This is a genomic window from Streptomyces sp. R-74717, from assembly GCF_047305335.1.
Classification (GTDB): domain Bacteria; phylum Actinomycetota; class Actinomycetes; order Streptomycetales; family Streptomycetaceae; genus Streptomyces; species Streptomyces atratus.
On sequence record NZ_CP102361.1, the window covers coordinates 5843714 to 5858833 of the forward strand.

At 68.6% G+C, this 15120-nt stretch carries 13 protein-coding genes and 2 pseudogenes; 5 read left to right on the forward strand and 10 right to left on the reverse strand.

Translation table 11 applies throughout. From position 1 onward, the window contains the following. Positions 1-56: 56 nt before the first annotated feature. From NRF20_RS26785 to NRF20_RS26810, 6 genes are all read right to left on the reverse strand, one after another. Entirely contained in the window at positions 57-386 is a 330-nt protein-coding gene (locus tag NRF20_RS26785; RefSeq protein ID WP_398255585.1) for a hypothetical protein, read from the reverse strand. Continuing rightward, positions 376-5226: a putative T7SS-secreted protein gene (locus tag NRF20_RS26790; protein WP_413753422.1), complete on the reverse strand. Its 4851-nt coding sequence runs from the start codon at positions 5224-5226 to the stop codon at positions 376-378. Before NRF20_RS26790 ends, NRF20_RS26785 begins: the two co-directional genes overlap by 11 nt. Next, complete coding sequence (locus NRF20_RS26795; protein ID WP_413753423.1) at positions 5226-5873, reverse strand: hypothetical protein; 648 nt, start codon at positions 5871-5873, stop codon at positions 5226-5228. Before NRF20_RS26795 ends, NRF20_RS26790 begins: the two co-directional genes overlap by 1 nt. Continuing rightward, on the reverse strand, positions 5870-6250 hold the full coding sequence (locus tag NRF20_RS26800; RefSeq protein WP_413754608.1) for an SseB family protein: 381 nt from the start codon (positions 6248-6250) through the stop codon (positions 5870-5872). The genes NRF20_RS26795 and NRF20_RS26800 overlap by 4 nt, the downstream gene beginning before the upstream one ends. A gap of 724 nt (positions 6251-6974) precedes the next feature. Further along, entirely contained in the window at positions 6975-7226 is a 252-nt protein-coding gene (locus NRF20_RS26805; protein ID WP_413753424.1) for a hypothetical protein, read from the reverse strand. 267 nt (positions 7227-7493) lie between these two features. Beyond that, complete coding sequence (locus NRF20_RS26810) at positions 7494-7841, reverse strand: LuxR C-terminal-related transcriptional regulator (protein WP_398632651.1); 348 nt, start codon at positions 7839-7841, stop codon at positions 7494-7496. Positions 7842-8075: 234 nt separating this feature from the next. Between NRF20_RS26810 and NRF20_RS26815 the strand changes: the two are divergent. Then, positions 8076-9081, forward strand: a pseudogene (locus tag NRF20_RS26815) (epimerase). A gap of 327 nt (positions 9082-9408) precedes the next feature. Further along, positions 9409-9951 (forward strand): DUF4232 domain-containing protein, encoded by a 543-nt coding sequence (locus tag NRF20_RS26820; RefSeq protein ID WP_413753425.1) that lies wholly within the window; start codon positions 9409-9411, stop codon positions 9949-9951. 367 nt (positions 9952-10318) lie between these two features. Here NRF20_RS26820 and NRF20_RS26825 read toward each other — a convergent pair whose 3' ends face one another. Beyond that, positions 10319-10672, reverse strand: coding sequence for a beta/gamma crystallin domain-containing protein (locus tag NRF20_RS26825; protein ID WP_398632654.1), 354 nt, complete (start codon positions 10670-10672; stop codon positions 10319-10321). Positions 10673-11189: 517 nt separating this feature from the next. Between NRF20_RS26825 and NRF20_RS26830 the strand changes: the two genes are divergently transcribed. Both NRF20_RS26830 and NRF20_RS26835 read left to right on the forward strand, forming a co-directional pair. Continuing rightward, complete coding sequence (locus NRF20_RS26830; RefSeq protein WP_398632655.1) at positions 11190-11753, forward strand: RNA polymerase sigma factor; 564 nt, start codon at positions 11190-11192, stop codon at positions 11751-11753. After that, complete coding sequence (locus tag NRF20_RS26835) at positions 11750-12898, forward strand: CU044_5270 family protein (protein WP_413753426.1); 1149 nt, start codon at positions 11750-11752, stop codon at positions 12896-12898. Before NRF20_RS26830 ends, NRF20_RS26835 begins: the two co-directional genes overlap by 4 nt. A 138-nt stretch (positions 12899-13036) precedes the next feature. Here the strand turns inward: NRF20_RS26835 and NRF20_RS26840 are convergent, their stop codons facing one another. Beyond that, a complete protein-coding gene (locus NRF20_RS26840; RefSeq protein WP_413753427.1) occupies positions 13037-13636 on the reverse strand; it encodes an HAAS signaling domain-containing protein in 600 nt (199 codons plus the stop codon). Next, positions 13633-14007, reverse strand: coding sequence for a PadR family transcriptional regulator (locus NRF20_RS26845; RefSeq protein WP_413753428.1), 375 nt, complete (start codon positions 14005-14007; stop codon positions 13633-13635). Before NRF20_RS26845 ends, NRF20_RS26840 begins: the two co-directional genes overlap by 4 nt. 462 nt (positions 14008-14469) lie before the next feature. Between NRF20_RS26845 and NRF20_RS26850 the strand changes: the two are divergent. Beyond that, positions 14470-14664 (forward strand): annotated as a pseudogene (locus tag NRF20_RS26850) (ISKra4 family transposase); the annotation flags it as partial. Positions 14665-14707: 43 nt separating this feature from the next. Here the strand turns inward: NRF20_RS26850 and NRF20_RS26855 are convergent. Further along, complete coding sequence (locus NRF20_RS26855; RefSeq protein ID WP_413753429.1) at positions 14708-14980, reverse strand: hypothetical protein; 273 nt, start codon at positions 14978-14980, stop codon at positions 14708-14710. Between the last annotated feature and the right edge of the window lie 140 nt (positions 14981-15120).

Consider the following 15120-nt stretch of genomic DNA (forward strand, 5'->3'; position numbering starts at 1 on the left):
GCCCCGCCGGCCCCCAGGAGGGGTGAGGTCTTCGGCGGCCGGGCCGACGGGGTCGTTCAGTGCCGCGGTGCCGAGTTCAGGACATCGCGCTTAGCCAGCGTCTCCGCTCCGGCTCCGGTGAGCGTGACCTTGCCGGAGTGAACGGTGTCCAGTTGCTCGACCTGCTTGCCGTACCACTCAATGGCGGTCAGCAAGAACCCTGGCGTGGCCGCGCCCGGGCCGACTACGGAACCCGGGTGCTGGAACACCATGCCCAGCCGTGCCGTCCCCTCAACGCAGCGGACCACGCACACGGCCACGTCGTCCGCCGAGTCGGTAACGCCCGGCGTCACGGACTCGATGGATTCGATGCTCAGGGCTGCTTTCTCCGGCACGTTATCCAGCACGTCGGTGTGCCTCCTCGACGAAGTGCGCGATCTGTTCGGGGGTGAGCTTGGGAACATCGTATTCAAGAAGCGGATCGATGTCCCCGTTGCCGATCTTGCGTGGCACGTGGATGCCCATCTCGGAGAGGATCTCCCGGGCTACCGCCGATGGCACCTGCACGGATGCGCGGGACGACAGTTCCGCCGGACTCAGCTCGACCGGCCATTCGGCCTCCCGCGCGATGTACCCCTGGTGGACCGGGACCCCGTCCAGCGCGCCGCGCGGATAGACCTCGACGATGGCGTCGCCGAACCGCTCGGCCTGCGTCGCGAACACGCTGGCGACGCCGGGGTCGGACGAGGTTGGTGTGATGCCGTGCCGCTGCACACCGGGGCTGCCCTCGAAACCTGTGGTGGTTCCGCGGAACAGATGCGGAGGGCACGGTGACAGGCCGAGCGGGTCGGTCCAGGTGTGCGGATTCGGGACATACGTCGACGGGTTCGGCGCCGGGACGAGGCCGAGCGGGTCCGGGGTGAGGTATCGGGCCGTCTCCGGATCGTAATGCCGGAAGTAGTTGTAGTGCAGCCCTGTCTCAGGGTCGTAGTACTGGCCGGGGAAGCGCAGTGGCGTGTACGCGGTGCTGTCAGATGCCCATGTGGTGGTACCCCACAGGGTCCGGCGGCTGCGCCAGGCGATACCGCCTTGCTCGTCGACGAGTTCGCAGGGCGCGCCGACGAGGTCGGTGACAATGGCGAAGAAGCGAGAATCGATCTCGTGCTGGGCTGCGTGCACCCCGTTCGGCACACCGACTACTGCAGGCGCTTCAACCGCACCGGCCGCTCGCACCATGGTGTGTAGGCTCCCCAAGGGGCGCGCCTGAGCGCCATGCTGACCGTCCCCCGCCTCCTGCGCCACCACCGCCATGATGCGTTCCGTCTGGGCCACCGGCCGCAGGCCGTCGTGGTCCCAAGTGAGGGTGACCGAATGAGGCGACTCGTCCGAGACCGTGGTCTGCTCGCACAGTGTCGGCCCGTCCCAGGTGAAGTCGCTGCGCTCGATGACCGTCGTACCGTCCGCCGACAGGCGCAGCTTGGCTATACGTCGGCCTGACGCGTCGTACTCGTACCGCCATCGCGTTCCGTCCGGCGTCGTCACTGCGGTGAGCCGGTCCTCGGCGTCCCACGTGTAGTGCCACACCTCCGCCTTGCCCGATAGGTGGGTCTTGCGGCGCTGGATGATCCGGCCGGCCGCATCATGGGAGTAGCGGAGGGAACCGGCCCGGGTGAGGCGGGTGCCCTTGTACTCACGCGCGCCTGTGGCTTCCTGCCCAGGGTGGCCTTGCGGCCAGGTGGCGTGGGTCTGGTTGCCGGCTGCGTCGTAGGCGTAGCGCTCTGTCCAGCCTGCGGCGTGGACGGCGGTGACGCGTCCGGCGGGGTCGAGGTCGAAGGTGCGGGTACCGCTGAGCTGGTCGGTGAGGCTGGTCAGGTTGCCGTCGGCGCTGTAGGTGTAGTCGCGGCGCTGGATGCTGCTGCCCGTGGTGCCGGTGATCTGCTGGCTGGTGAGGTGGCCAAGCGGGTCGTACTGGTTGGTGAAGGAGACAGTGTCGCCGATGTGGCGGGCGGTTTCCTGGCCGACGGCGTCATGTTCGAAGGCGATGGTGCGGCCGGAGGTGGTGAGGGAGGTGCGGCGGCCGGCGGCGTCGTCGGTCCAGGTGCTGACCGCGCCGGTGGGGGTGGTGCGGCCGGTACGGCGGCCGAGGGCGTCGTAGGTGTACGACATGGTGCGGCCGTTGACCGTCTCGGAGACAAGGCGGCCGTACCTGTCCCGAAGGAGCGTGACGGTTGCGTCCTCGTTGACTGCTTCCGCGAGGTGGTCGGCGAAGTCGTACGCGAAGGTCGTGGTGGTTCCGGCGGCGTTCTTGCGGACGACGCGGCCGAGCATGTCCCGTTCATAGCTGGTTGTTTGGCCTGCGGCGCTGGTGCGTGCGGCGAGCCGACCTGCAGCATCCCGCTCATAGCGGAGCGTCCGGTTGTCGAAGTCCGTCTCGGATATCAGCTGTCCGGCTGGATCGTATCCGTAGTCCCAGGTCAGGCATTGAGGGTTGGTGACCCGAGTGAGCCGGAGGTTGCTGTCGTGCGTGAATTCGTACCGGGCGCCGTCCGGCTCTGTGCGTGCCAGCAGCAGGTCGAAGTCGGTGTACTCGAAGCTGACGGTCGCGCCGACGGCATTGGTATGGGTGAGGCAGTTTCCCTCACCGTCGTAGGTCCACGACTCCTGGCTTGCGTCGGCCTCGATGCGACAGGCGAGTTTGCCTTCGACAGTCCATTCGAGACGCGTGGCGGCACCCCGAGCGTCGCTGATCGAGACGGGGCGGCCGAAGGCATCCCGCTCGTAGCGAGTGGTCGCGCCGAAAGGGTCGGTGACTGCGACCGGGAGCCCGGCCTTGTCGGGCGTGAGGATCGAAGTGTGCCCGAGGGCGTCGGCCATGGAGACGAGGTGGCCCGCCTCGTCGTACGAGAACGCGATTGTGGCGCCGGTGGGTTCCGTGATCGAGGTGCGGTTGCCGTGCTCGTCGAAGGCCTGCCGGGTGACGTTGCCGTCGGTGCCGACGATGCGTACGGGGAGTCCCAGTTCGTTGTACTCGGCGCATGACCGGCGTCCGTCCGGTCGCTCCACCTCAGCCAGCCGCCCATGCTCGTCATGTGTGAAGCGGGTGATGTGGCCGAGTGGGTCGGTGTGGGACAACAGGCGGTGGTAACGGTCGTATTCGAAGCGGGTGACCGCGCCGAGCGCGTCGATCTCCGCCACGACCTGGGAGCGTTTGTTGATCACGAAGCGCTTCGTGTGACCGAGACCGTCGGTGACGGAGGTCATGCGCAAGCCGGTGTTGGGGTCGGTGTCGTCCCAGGTGAAGTGGGCTTCGCGGTGGCCGTTCGTGCCGGTCTGGTACACGCAGCGGTCGTGCTCGTCGTAGACGTACTCGTACCGGCTGCCGTTGGTGTCCGTCCACGACGTGATGCGGCCCAGCTCGTCGCAGCCGAACCGCAGGGGGCGACCGGAGGAGTTGGTGACTTCGGTGAGGTGGCCGTTGGTGTAGCTGTAGCGGAGGATCTCCTGATCGGTGCCGTCCGGTGCCGCGCCTGACAGGTGCAGGGCGGTGACCCTGCCTTCGTTCGTGGTGAGCTTCAGGTGGTAGCCGCCGTGGTGCACGATCGACGTCGGAGCGCCCGCCTCGTCGTACTCGAAGGTGATCCATCGGCCGTTGCGGTCGTCGATCTGAGCCAGGAGCGCCAGCTCTCCGTTGGGGTGGTCGACGAAGTGCCGGACTCGGCCGGTTTCCGGGTCGGTGACGGTGTAGCCGTCGTCCACCCGGTCAAGTGGCCAGCGTCGGCCGTGCGTGGGCATGACGGGGACGCCGGGTGCGGGATGCGGATAGGCGAGCAGGCTGCCTTCGTCGCAGTTGAACACCACGCCTTCCGCGTCGATTTCGAGGCGCTGGTCGATCGTGCTCGACCAGCCGGTGCCGAACCAGCGGCCGGCTCGGTACGAGGAGTCGAAGACGCGCTCGAAGGCGAGGGGCAGCGATCCCGGTAGCACGATGTCCGTCTGCGGGAGCAGCATGCGTCCGGTGGCGACGTCGATGGGGTCTCCGGCGCATTTGACCTCGCTGCACTTCTTGGCGTTGGAGTCGGGGTTCTTCTCGTGTCCGTGCCGGTTCTTGCCCGTCGGGTTCTTGAGGAGGTCCTTCATTCCGGCCCGCAGGCCGCCCTTGATCAGACCGCCTCCCTTGGTGCCGGCCAGTTCGGGGACGAGTCGGCCGATGAATTCGGACGGGTCGCCCTTGGCGGCGTCCCAGGCGTTCTTGAGGGCGCGGTCGGGGTTGGCGGCGGTGGAGACGAGGCCGGCGAGCGTCATGTGGACGCCCTTGGCGTACTCGGCCGGGTGCGTCAGGTTGTACGGGTCGGTCGGGTTGACCGAGCGGACGAAGTTCAGCAGTCCCGCGGTGCCCTTGATGATTCCGCCGCCGAAGTGGGCCAGTTCGATGCCCTGGCCGACCTCGTAGTCGATGAACTCCTGCTTGGCACGGTTCAGCCCGGTGGGTTCCTTCGGGGCGTGTGCCATCGCCGCGGTGATCGCGCCTTTGGCCGCTTCGGCGGCCTCGTTGCGCGCCTGCCGGGCATGTTCCAGCATCTCCTGAGCGTGCTGTCGTTTGGCCACGCTCGGATCGGAGAACGTTCCCGGGTGCGGGAGCGGATGATCGGTGTTGCGGACCGCGTTGTACGCTGCCGCCTTCTCCCGGAACGCGGCAGCAGCCGTCTCGTAGTCCTGCTTGCCCTCCTTGTGGAGAGCGATCGCCTCACGGGCCTTGGCCTGCGCGCTCGTGACCGTCCCGGCATGCGTCTCCAACGCCGTGGCCGCGTCCTCGAACGCATCCGCCGCGCGCAGCCAGTCCGTGGGCAGGGTCTCGAACTTTGCCCGGAAGGCGTCTGCGGCCTCACCCTTCCAGTGGCCCGAGTCGAGCTTCTTCATCCCGCCGCCGACGAGATCGAACGCCTTCTGGAAGTCCCGGAGGTTCTTCACCGCCGCACTGATCTTCTCCGGCCTGCCGTGGATCAGCTCGTTCGCTTCCTCGGTCTGCCCGAGCTGCTGCTCCCCGACCTCCGCGCCCAGCGAGGACGCGGTCTCATCCCCCCAGTCCTCGACCGCGTCCGCCCAGTCGTCGGCGCCGACCTTCTCCAGACCGGAGCCGAGCACATCGGTGCCCTTGTCGATCCCCTCGCCGACGATCTCCTTGCCCTTGTCGACCAGCTTGCCCGCACCGTCGTACAGGTCCCCGCCGAGCTTCCCCCAGTCCACCATCAGCGACTCTCCCCCCACCGCGGCTGCTCGGCCTGACGAATCGTCTCCTGCGACGGATCAAGCTGCTCCTTGAGCCGTTCATCCGCCGCTGCCCGCACCGCCGGGTCCACCAGCCCGGACCGTTCCATCGCGTCGAGCCCGGCGTCCTCCACGTCGTAGGCGGTGTCCTTCCAGTTCTGCTTCACCTCTTCACTCGCCTTCAGCATCGACTCCCCGCTCCAGTCCGGGTCGTCATAAGCGGACTGCTTGCTGATCGTGTCCCAACTCATGCCCTTCACCTCGTCCTCGGACAGGTGAGGGTTCCCGTTGAGGGAGTTCACGCCGACCTTGAACGAGTCTTTGACGTACTGCTCCTGCTCCGCGAAGGAACCAGCCGACAGCCCGACCCCGAGCGCGAAACCGTTCCCCTTCTGCGTCAGAGCCCGCACACCCCACTCCCAGCGGTTGCAGAACGTCTCGAACTGCGACGTCAGCCCGCCGTGCCCCAACTCCAGCCCCGACAAGGAAAGATCCGAGAACCCCCGCCCCATCGACGCCTGCCCGATCATGCCGAGATCCTTCAACTCGGCATGCGCCAGATCGATCCCCTTCGCGATCGCGGCCAAAGCCTCCGGCGGCACCTGAAGATCAGGACTCTCCCCGCTCACTGCATCCCCCCGAGATCCACTGCGACCGCGTCCGGCACGATGCCCGCCACCGGCGGAAACAACATGCCGTCCTCACTGCCCGCATCCAGCGCCACCCCTGCCGGCCCCGGCAACGTCGGCACCATCACATCCAGCAACCGTGCACCCAACACCGCCTGATATGTCCACTCCCGCCCAGCTTCTCCCCGAGCCCGCGCGAACCGGGCCAGCGCCTCTTCGTCCGAGAACGCACAGATCCAGCGCACCCCGTTCTGCTCCGCCGACCACAGATCCCCGACCTCATCCAACGGCACCAGCACCGCCGTACGCCGGAACTCACCCAGCAACACGGCAAACTCATGTCGAGCCGCCGCCACCAGATCACCGTCCGGCGTCATGGCACGGGCCGGGTCCGGTGCCTCACGCAGTGCCGAAGGTGCCTCGTCAGCAGGCCAGTTGGCCAAGTCAGCGATCTTTGAACGTCGAGTAGGCGGCCCTGCTATGTCATCCCCGTTATCGAACACGTGTCGAATGCTGTCACGGCGCGCTTCCCGGGAGCAACGAACAAAAATGGCCAGCCGACCGACGTCCGGACCCGCGCCCGCTCCGCGCATGCGGGGAGAGCCGCGCGGCAATCCTCCAAGAGCCGAGCGGCTGATGCGCGAGTGCGACATCCACCGCATCACTCGCCGCGAGCGCTGCGGTTCGACCCGGCCGGACCGTTGAGTGTGGCCTCCGGGGTAGGCGGCCTGCGGGGGCGCGGGGGGATGAGCGGATCGCCGCCCCGTGAGTTCCTCTTGGTATTGCTTTTCCGTTTGTAGCCACACACAAGCACTTCGTGCTGGACTGGGGCGGAAAGGTCTTCAAGCAGACTGCGCCGGTGATCAAACTGCCGGAGGGGGCGACTGAGGAGCAGCATCTTGAGTTGCTGGGGCAATGAATTTCATGCCCATGACAACCGAGGGGATTTGCGCCGTGTGAAATGCAGAGCGCCGAAACGGTGCGGGGTGTCCTGCGTGTACGCGGCGTCAAGGGATATCGGCCGTGCCGCGGAGGCGCGACCGAAGGGCACTCTCGGGCAGGCCGCAATGGGGGCCCGCAGGCACGGAGTTCGTCAGGCGCTCAGGCAGCGGTGAGGAAGATCGGGTAGAGCACGCTCAGGGATCCGGTGGCGAGGCCGATGGTGCACTGGCCTCGGTTGAGCTTGCGGGCCAGGCCGAGGAGCGCGAAGGTGACGGCGAGGCTGCCGAACAGAAGCGGGATCGCGATCCCGGTGAAGCCGGCGAACACTGCGGCGATCAGGGCAATGGTACCGAGGACGAGTGAGGCGGGCCCGTAGAGAGTCGCGGGGCTGTCTTCGGATCCGGTGGCCATGTCGTGCTCCTCGCTGCGGCATGTCGGCCTCTCCGACACGCAGGTATGAGATCCCTGCATTTTCATCATGGCAGTTCTGGTCGTCCCGGATCCGCACCTCACAGGGAACGCCTACGAGATCAAGCTCACGCGCAGGTGCGTTGCTGTCGGCTTCCCCGATGCCCGCACGTGCCTCGGTCACGGCCGCCCGACGGGCGGTGCCCAACGGGGCATCCGTCCGACAGGCCGCGCCCGGCCCCGGGTCAGAGGGCCGGGCGCGGCCTGCGCTTACGCGGCAGACGCCTTCAGGGTGCCGGGCGGCAGCGCGGAGTGTCGGCACGGACAGGGCGGATCGACGCAGAGCGCGCTGTGGGAGAGCGCGGACAGTACTGCAACCTGCAGCCGAGTCTCCTGCCCCAGTTTCTCCGCTATGCGAGCGATATGCGCCTTCACCGTCCGCTCCGCGATGCCGAGCTCGCTCGCCAGCTGCCGGTTGCCCAACCCTGTGCCCAGCAGGAGAAGGACTTCCTTCTCCCGACCCGTCAGCTCCTTGAGTCGTCCGGTCGCGCCCACCGGGGCGATTCCGGTTCGCCGGTAGGCGCAGGCCGCATCCGCTGCATCGGACCGTTTGGGCATGCTGGCCCCTTCCGATGCCGCTGTTCCCAGCAGAGCCCCGTGCCCTGGGTGCGGCGGCAATCGCGCCCCAACCTATCCCCCGCTACCGACAGGAGCACGCCAGTAACGCGGGACGCGGGACCCTCAAAGGCGGTGTTCCGAAAGGCGATTCAGGTCGACCTGGCCACCACTCCCAGGAATTGAACATGTTCGATTTTGGGGTAGGGTCGTCCTCGAGTGGAGTGGGAGGGCTGGATGAAGATCGTGATTCCCGGGGGAACCGGGCAGGTGGGTACTGTCCTGAACCGCGCGCTGACCGCGGCCGGGCACGAGGTCGTCGTGCTGACCAGGCGGCCGGTGAGGCCGGGTGAGGTCCACTGGGACGGCAGGACCCCGGGGTCGTGGGCCGAGGTGATCGATGGCAGCGACGTCGTGGTCAACCTGGCGGGCCGCAGTGTGAGTTGCCGCTATACCCCCGCCAATCTCCAGGCCATGATGGACTCGCGGGTGCTCTCCACCCGCGTCGTGGGCGAGGCGATCGGCGCCGCGGCACACCCTCCGCGGGTCTGGCTCCAGATGAGCACCGCCACCATCTACACCCACCGCTTCGACGCGCCCAACGACGAGGGCACCGGCGTGATCGGCGGAGCGGAACCCGCCGGCGCCCAACGACGAGGGCACCGGCGTGATCGGCGGAGCGGAACCCGCCGTGCCTGGCTACTGGTCCTACAGCGTGGACATCGCCAGGGCCTGGGAGCGGGAACAGGAACAGGCCGGCACTCCGCACACCCGTAAGGTGGCCCTGCGCTCCGCCATGGTGATGAGCCCCGATCGGGGCGGCGTCTTCGACGTCCTGTCGTGGTTGGCCCGCCTCGGTCTCGGCGGCCCGGTCGCGGGCGGCACACAGTACGTGTCGTGGATCCACGACCACGACTTCGCCCGCGCGGTCGAGTTCCTGGTCGACCGGGACGATCTCGCCGGCCCGGTGAACCTGGCCGCCCCCGAGCCCCTTCCGCACCGCGCGTTCATGCGCGCCCTACGTACCGCGTGGCGTGCACCGGTGGGCCTGCCCGCGATGCGATGGATGGCCGAAGTGGGCGCCTTCGCGCTGCGCTCGGACACGGAACTGCTGCTGAAGAGCCGACGTGTCGTCCCCGGCCGACTGCTCGAGGCGGGCTTCACCTTCGCATACCCGAGGTGGCCGGAGGCGGCCCACGACCTGGCGCGGCGCCGACGGGGCCCGCAGGATCCGCCTGTCTGATCCAGGGCCCCGGCGCCTGTGGCGGCGGTGCGCCCGACGGGCTGCCTCTGTGCGCCCACGTCCGTGGCCGACGTCGCACGCTGCCATCGGTCCCGCTGTGCTGGACCGGACGCTGAGCGAGGTCGCGGGCCGTTGCGGTGTCCTCCCCACGACGCTGCAACGGCCCGCACCGCATGAGTTCTCGTACGCGGCCACAGTTGGGAGCCTGGCTGTCGGAAAAAGGTTCTCCGGCACACCGAACCTCCCCCGGGCATTGCACATCTTCAGGTGCGTAGGCGCGCACTGACTTCGCGTGCCGATTCGTATTCGAGGGGAACCCGAAACTTCATGAAGAGCAAGCTGACCGCCGTGGCCCTTGCGGCCGTCGTCGTCGCCGGTACTGCCGCTACCGCCATCCCGGCCTCGGCCGCCCCCGCCAAGGCCGAGCCGACCCGCTGCCACACCGCCGACCTGAAGGCCGGCTTCGCCATGGGGGATGATGCGAAGCCGGAGATGGAGCAGACCGAGAAGCAGACCCAGGCGTACATCTGGTTCACCAACCAGAGCAAGCGCACCTGCACCCTGTCCGGCTTCGCCGGTGTCGACATGATCGGCGCTCAGGCGACCGACGGCACCTGGTCGCTGGCGCGCTCCTCCAAGAAGCCCGAAAAGGTGATCCTGAACCAGGGGGACACGGTGGACTTCAGCATCAACCTGCTCCCGGTGGCCAAGTCCACGCCGCAGAAGGAGAAGTTCGTTCCGGCGAAGTTCCTGGTCACCCCGCCGAACGAGACGGAGCACTTCACCCTGACGTGGCCGTTTGGCGGCCAGATCCTCAAGCAGGACGGCGCCACCCACCCGGCCACCTACCTCAACCCGGTCGGGCTGTAACCAACTGGACAGCCTCTGAGCTTCCCTTCAGCGTCGCGGTGGCCACCGCAGGACTCCCGGAATGAGTTGAAGCCTCCGGGTGGTGCGGTGGCCACGTCTGACACGCGGCACGCCCGGCCTTCTCGCCGGGGCCTGGAGGTTGTGTTTCCGGCACCAGATCTCCTAAAAGGGCCATCAGCCCGCCGACGGACCGACAGCGGCAGACCGGCGATACGCCGAAGCTCCGGCGATTCGGGGCGACTTGGGGGTCGCCCCGTTCGACCGGAGCTTCGTTGCGTCCATGACGGGCCGGCACGGGCTTCTCGCCCTGCCACGGCCTGTGGACTCATCACCCACCGGGACTCCGGAACGTCCCCGGGAGAAGTCCTTACAGGATTTCGATGGCCTTGACCTTCGGCACGTTGTTGTACTTGATGTTACTCCACCGGGGGATTTTCACTACATCACCATTGGCGTCGTAGTACTTCACATCGTTGTTCCCCGTCGAGATCTGGTCGACCCACCACCCGCCGAAGTCGGTCTTCCCGCGGTTCGCATAGCAGTCCACGCTGTCACGACCGCTGCCGTTGTGCGACCAGATCTTCAAGAAGTTCGCGTCGGGGTCACAGGTGACGTGGTCGATGGCGGACGCCGTTCCGGCCGGCCCGGCCAGGGTGAACGCGGCGGCTGTGGCAAGCGCCGCTGCCAGGGTGCGCGCAACATTCATCGTTCTTGAAATCATATGTTTCCCCTTCAGTCGAAATGCCGAACCGGAAAGCCACTTCGCCATCGCAAGCGCATCGGCATTGAACGAGCATCTTAGGGAACCAGCCGTCCATGCCAGGAGATCCCGATGGGAATCACCTGAACGAGATTCTCCGACCATATGCACCCGGGCTCGACGCGGCCATGAATTGCGATTTCAGGAAAAGACATACGGTTTTAATACGTCGCACATCCAGCCTCGATCATTCATGAGGGGCCGTCAGCCCGCTGACGGCCCCTTTTGCCCGGCTGGGGCTGCGGCCCGGGCCGCGCCTCAGTTGAGCAAGGCCGAGCGTCCGCCGCCGGGGCGAGGGCGCCGAGGCTTCCGGGGTACGTCCAGGGCACCGGCGCCTGCGGCGGCGGTGCGCCCGAGCTCCCTGATGTGACGTACGCCTCGTTTCTCGGGCGTGTTTCCTGGCATGCCGCTGTAACGATCAGCCCGTTCGGCCCACTACCCAATGACAGAGCACACCAGGAGGGACAGGAGGTGGGCAGTGCCCGATTACGACGAAGATCGTTTCACCGCCATCTACGACGGCTGTCGGCAACGCGTGTGGGCCTACGTGGTCAGCCGTGCGGGACGGCAGGTCGCCGATGAGGTGGTGAACGAAGCGTTCACCGTGGCCTGGCGCAAGCTGGACGACGTTCCCGAGCCGCCGCTGCCATGGCTGCTCGGAGTCGCCCGCAACATCCTGCGGGACAGCATCCGGGCGGAGGCCAGGCGCGCGTCGTTCGCCGCCGAACTGCGCTCCTGGGCGGAACCCGCCGAGGCGGACATCGCCGAGGAGGTATCCGAGCGAAGCGCGCTGCTCAAGGCGCTGGCCACGCTGCCGGAGAGCGATCGGGAACTGCTGATCCTCTCCGGGTGGCAGGGCCTGACCCCGGCACAGGCGGCCGCGGTGGTCGGCTGCTCGCCCATCACCCTGCGAGTCCGTCTGCACCGGGCACGCAAACGTCTCACCCAGGCCGCGTCGGCCTCCCCGCTCATGGAGGAGGCCGCAGCCGTGCGGCGCGTGTCCACCCGAGTCCGGATCGCCGTAGGAAGGGAAGCCCGGTGAAGAACGACATCCTGCACCGCCTGACAGCTGCCCGCCCCGCCCACCTCGACCCCGACCGCCCCACGCCGTCGCCGGTTCGGGAAGAGGAGCTCGCAACGGTCATGACCCGTCCGCGCGCGCCGCGCACGGCTCGCGCCACCGCCCAGCCGCGGAGGGCGGGCCGCCCTCTCGTCTCGGGTCTCGCCCTGGCCACCGCGATGGCGGTGGCGGCTGTGGTGATCACTGACACCGCGCCGGAGAAGCCAGGACCTGCGCCCTCCGCGACGTCGGGCTCCGGCAGCCAGGTCCTTCTCGCTGCCGCCTCCCACGTTGAGCAGCAACCGGCCGGCTCCGGCACCTACTGGTACGTGGAGGAACATCTCGGCTCCCTCCACAAGGTCCCCGGCAAGAACTACACCGTCGACGTCCGCACCGAGCAGCGGAACTGGACGGCCGCCGCCAAGAACAAGCAGTGGTCACAGCTCCTGGACCCGGGGGCCCGCCCGGCCACGAAAGCCGACCAGGCGGCATGGAAAGCGGACGGTTCCCCCACGTCGTGGAACCTGACGGGTGAGACCGTCACCTACGCCGGCAAGGGCGAGATCCAACACGACGCCCCCGGCGGAACCGCGGACATCGTCACGATGGGCGACCTCCCCCTCCGCCTCCTGGCCGCGCTCCCCACCGATGAAAAGGCCCTCCGCAAGCGCCTGTTCGCCCTGGTCGACAAGGACTACAACGCCCCCGAGAAAATCCTCGACCGGATCGTCGTCGACACAGCCGTCCAACTCGCCACGACCCTCCCGTCCACCCCGGCCCTGCGCGCCGCCGCCTACCGCCTCCTCGCCGCCGAACCCGGCGTGCGCTCCCTCGGCGACGTCAAGGACCACACCGGCCGCACCGGCTACGCCGTCGCCCTCCCCGGCCCCTACGAGCACGCCCCCGAACTCCGCCTGATCTTCGACAAGTCCACGGGCATGCCGCTCGGCACCGAGACGGTGGCCACCCGGGGCGGTGACGGTGTGAGCAGGGGCGAGCTGCTGAGCTACACGACGATCACGTCGATGAAGTGGACCGAGGAGGCGCCGCCGTTCGACACCGACACCAAGGACCCGGGCCCGGGTTCCGCGCCGGTCGAAGAGCCGGATGCCGAGGCGGTTCGCTGAGGCGACTCGCCTTGCTGGCCCCGGCTGGTCGACCGAAGGGTCCGGTGGCATTGGTGGCGTTACTCCCAAAACCTGGGACGCGTAGGCCAGCCAGGCTTGCGCGTCGGCACCGTTGAGGTCGTCCGTCGGCGGCCGCGTTCAGGCGCGGCGGACCCGCCAGAGCCATGCTGCCGTACTGGCCAGCAGGGCGAGCGTCGCCAGGTTGGCCAGGAGGGCCGGAGCGTCGCCCGCCGGGGCGGCGCTGGACCACATCCAGACGCTGATGGCGACGGTCGGCAGGACGGCGGTGAGCAGAACGCCAGTGGTCTTCTGGACAGAGGTCCAGTGCACTGAGGTGCAGAGAAGTACCGCGCCGATGACGCGGAACAGGGTGCTGCAGAACTGCGCGCCGGGGACATCGGGGAAGACCGCCGCGACGAGGAAGGGGAGGGTGAGCATCAGGAGCGGGACCAGGGGGTGCACCTTGCCGCGCCGGGCGGGTGCGCCGACACCGCCCCGGGCCGAGGCCCCGGCGGCCCCGTTCCCCGCCTCCGCCAGTGCCGTCGCCGCGATCGTGCGGGGGTCCCCCAGCTCCGCCAGGACCGCGCAGATCGCGGCGTCGGGGCGTTCGGCGCGCGTCACCTCGATGTGTTCGGCGAGGTCGGCGAGGAGTTCCTGGCGACGGTCGGCGGGGAGTGCGGAGGCCTCGCGCTCGACGGCGTGGAGGTAGTCGCGTACGGGGTCTGCAGAGGTCTTCATGCGGGGTCTCCGGTGGAGGGGTGCGGGGTGGCCAGGAAGGCGTCGACGGCGTTGCGGAAGCCGGGCCAGACGCGGGTGAACTCGTCGAGTGCAGCCCGGCCGCTGTCGGTGAGCGCGTAGTAGCGGCGGGGTGGTCCGGAGGCGGACTCCTGCCAGGTGGTGGTGACCAGGTCGTCGCGGCGGAGCCGGGAGAGCAGGGGGTAGACCGTGCCCTGGCTGGTGGCCAGGGCGCCGGAGTCCTCCAGGGCGTGGAGGAGTTCCACGCCGTAGCGCGGGCGGTCCCGCATCAGGGCGAGTACGCAGTACTCCAGAACGCCCTTGCGCAGCTGGGCGGCTGCCCGGGCCTGCTTGGTCGAATCACCTGGTTCCATGCGATGCAAGATACCTGGTGGGGCAAGTGATGGGAAAGGGGGTGGGTGTATTTCCTTTCGGGGGGCTGGCTGAGCTGGGAGGACGTTGGTTGGTGTGCGGTCGGCGCCGCCGTGCTTCTGCCGTGGCGGGGTGGAGGTGGGGTGCCATGGTGTCGTTGCCGGAGGAGCTTGAGGCCCGGGAGGCCGCAGCTCGGGTGCGGGTGGAGGAACTCCAGGCCGAAGCGGCAGGGTTGGCCGTCCGGTTGGAGGAGGCCCGGGAGGCACTGTCGCGGCTGGAGATCACGCGACGGACGGCCGCTCAGGTGCTGGCGGATCTTTCGGCAGCGGAGGCCGGGTCGGGCGTCGCGGCGGAGGATGCGCCGGAATCGGATACGACGTCGGCGCCTCATGGCATCGGGGTGATGACGGTGCCGCCGTGGCGGGAGGGCCTGGTCATGGCGGTGTTGCCGGATGTGTACCGGGACCTGCGTGTTCGGGCCGGTGTGGGTGACGCGCCTGGCCTGGCGCGGCCGGGGCGTGTCCAACGTGCACCCGGCGGACGCGGCGCTGTCGCTGCCCGCCGGACGGCATTCACGCGGCCTGGCCCGCCTCGCGGTCCTGGAAGCGGTCTGCGGCTCGTTCGATCAGGCCGCCGCCGCAATCGACCGGCGGTGCGGGCCTTCCGCGACGGGCCCATGAGGGGAAGGGTCCTCACGGACCGTCAACGACGGCGAGCGGCCCACAGCCAGGTGACATCGATCACCGCGATCGCGCCCCAGATCCAGCAGATGGCGACAACGCCGGGTGGTGCGAGCGCCGTTGCGAGGGCGCCGAGTGCGACCGTGCCCAGTACCACCCGGGCACCGCGCCCCGCGGCCAGGGACTCGCGCAGCGGTCCTGGTTCCGTCAGCCGGTCGGACAGGTAGGCATCGAACGCCTCCGCGACCTGGTCGTCGATCTCGTCCCGTAACCGGGCGTCCAGTGAGTCAGGCATGGGCGGCCGCCCGGGTCGCGCCGGCTGTCGTCCGGAAAGCTGTCGCCCCGGCTGTCGGCGACAGCCTTCCCGGCAGGTCTCGGTGCATCTGCGCCCCCGCGATTCCCGGCGCCCGGTGGCGCCGCCCGGACCAAAATAGC

Bases quoted from the DNA above. Each gene is read 5' to 3' on its own strand.
- NRF20_RS26790 (WP_413753422.1), bottom strand. From the start codon at position 5,226: ATGGTGGACTGGGGGAAGCTCGGCGGGGACCTGTACGACGGTGCGGGC.
- NRF20_RS26800 (WP_413754608.1), bottom strand. From the start codon at position 6,250: ATGACGCCGGACGGTGATCTGGTGGCGGCGGCTCGACATGAGTTTGCC.
- NRF20_RS26805 (WP_413753424.1), bottom strand. From the start codon at position 7,226: ATGGCCACCGGATCCGAAGACAGCCCCGCGACTCTCTACGGGCCCGCC.
- NRF20_RS26810 (WP_398632651.1), bottom strand. From the start codon at position 7,841: ATGCCCAAACGGTCCGATGCAGCGGATGCGGCCTGCGCCTACCGGCGA.
- NRF20_RS26820 (WP_413753425.1), top strand. From the start codon at position 9,409: ATGAAGAGCAAGCTGACCGCCGTGGCCCTTGCGGCCGTCGTCGTCGCC.
- NRF20_RS26825 (WP_398632654.1), bottom strand. From the start codon at position 10,672: ATGATTTCAAGAACGATGAATGTTGCGCGCACCCTGGCAGCGGCGCTT.
- NRF20_RS26840 (WP_413753427.1), bottom strand. From the start codon at position 13,636: ATGAAGACCTCTGCAGACCCCGTACGCGACTACCTCCACGCCGTCGAG.
- NRF20_RS26845 (WP_413753428.1), bottom strand. From the start codon at position 14,007: ATGGAACCAGGTGATTCGACCAAGCAGGCCCGGGCAGCCGCCCAGCTG.
- NRF20_RS26855 (WP_413753429.1), bottom strand. From the start codon at position 14,980: ATGCCTGACTCACTGGACGCCCGGTTACGGGACGAGATCGACGACCAG.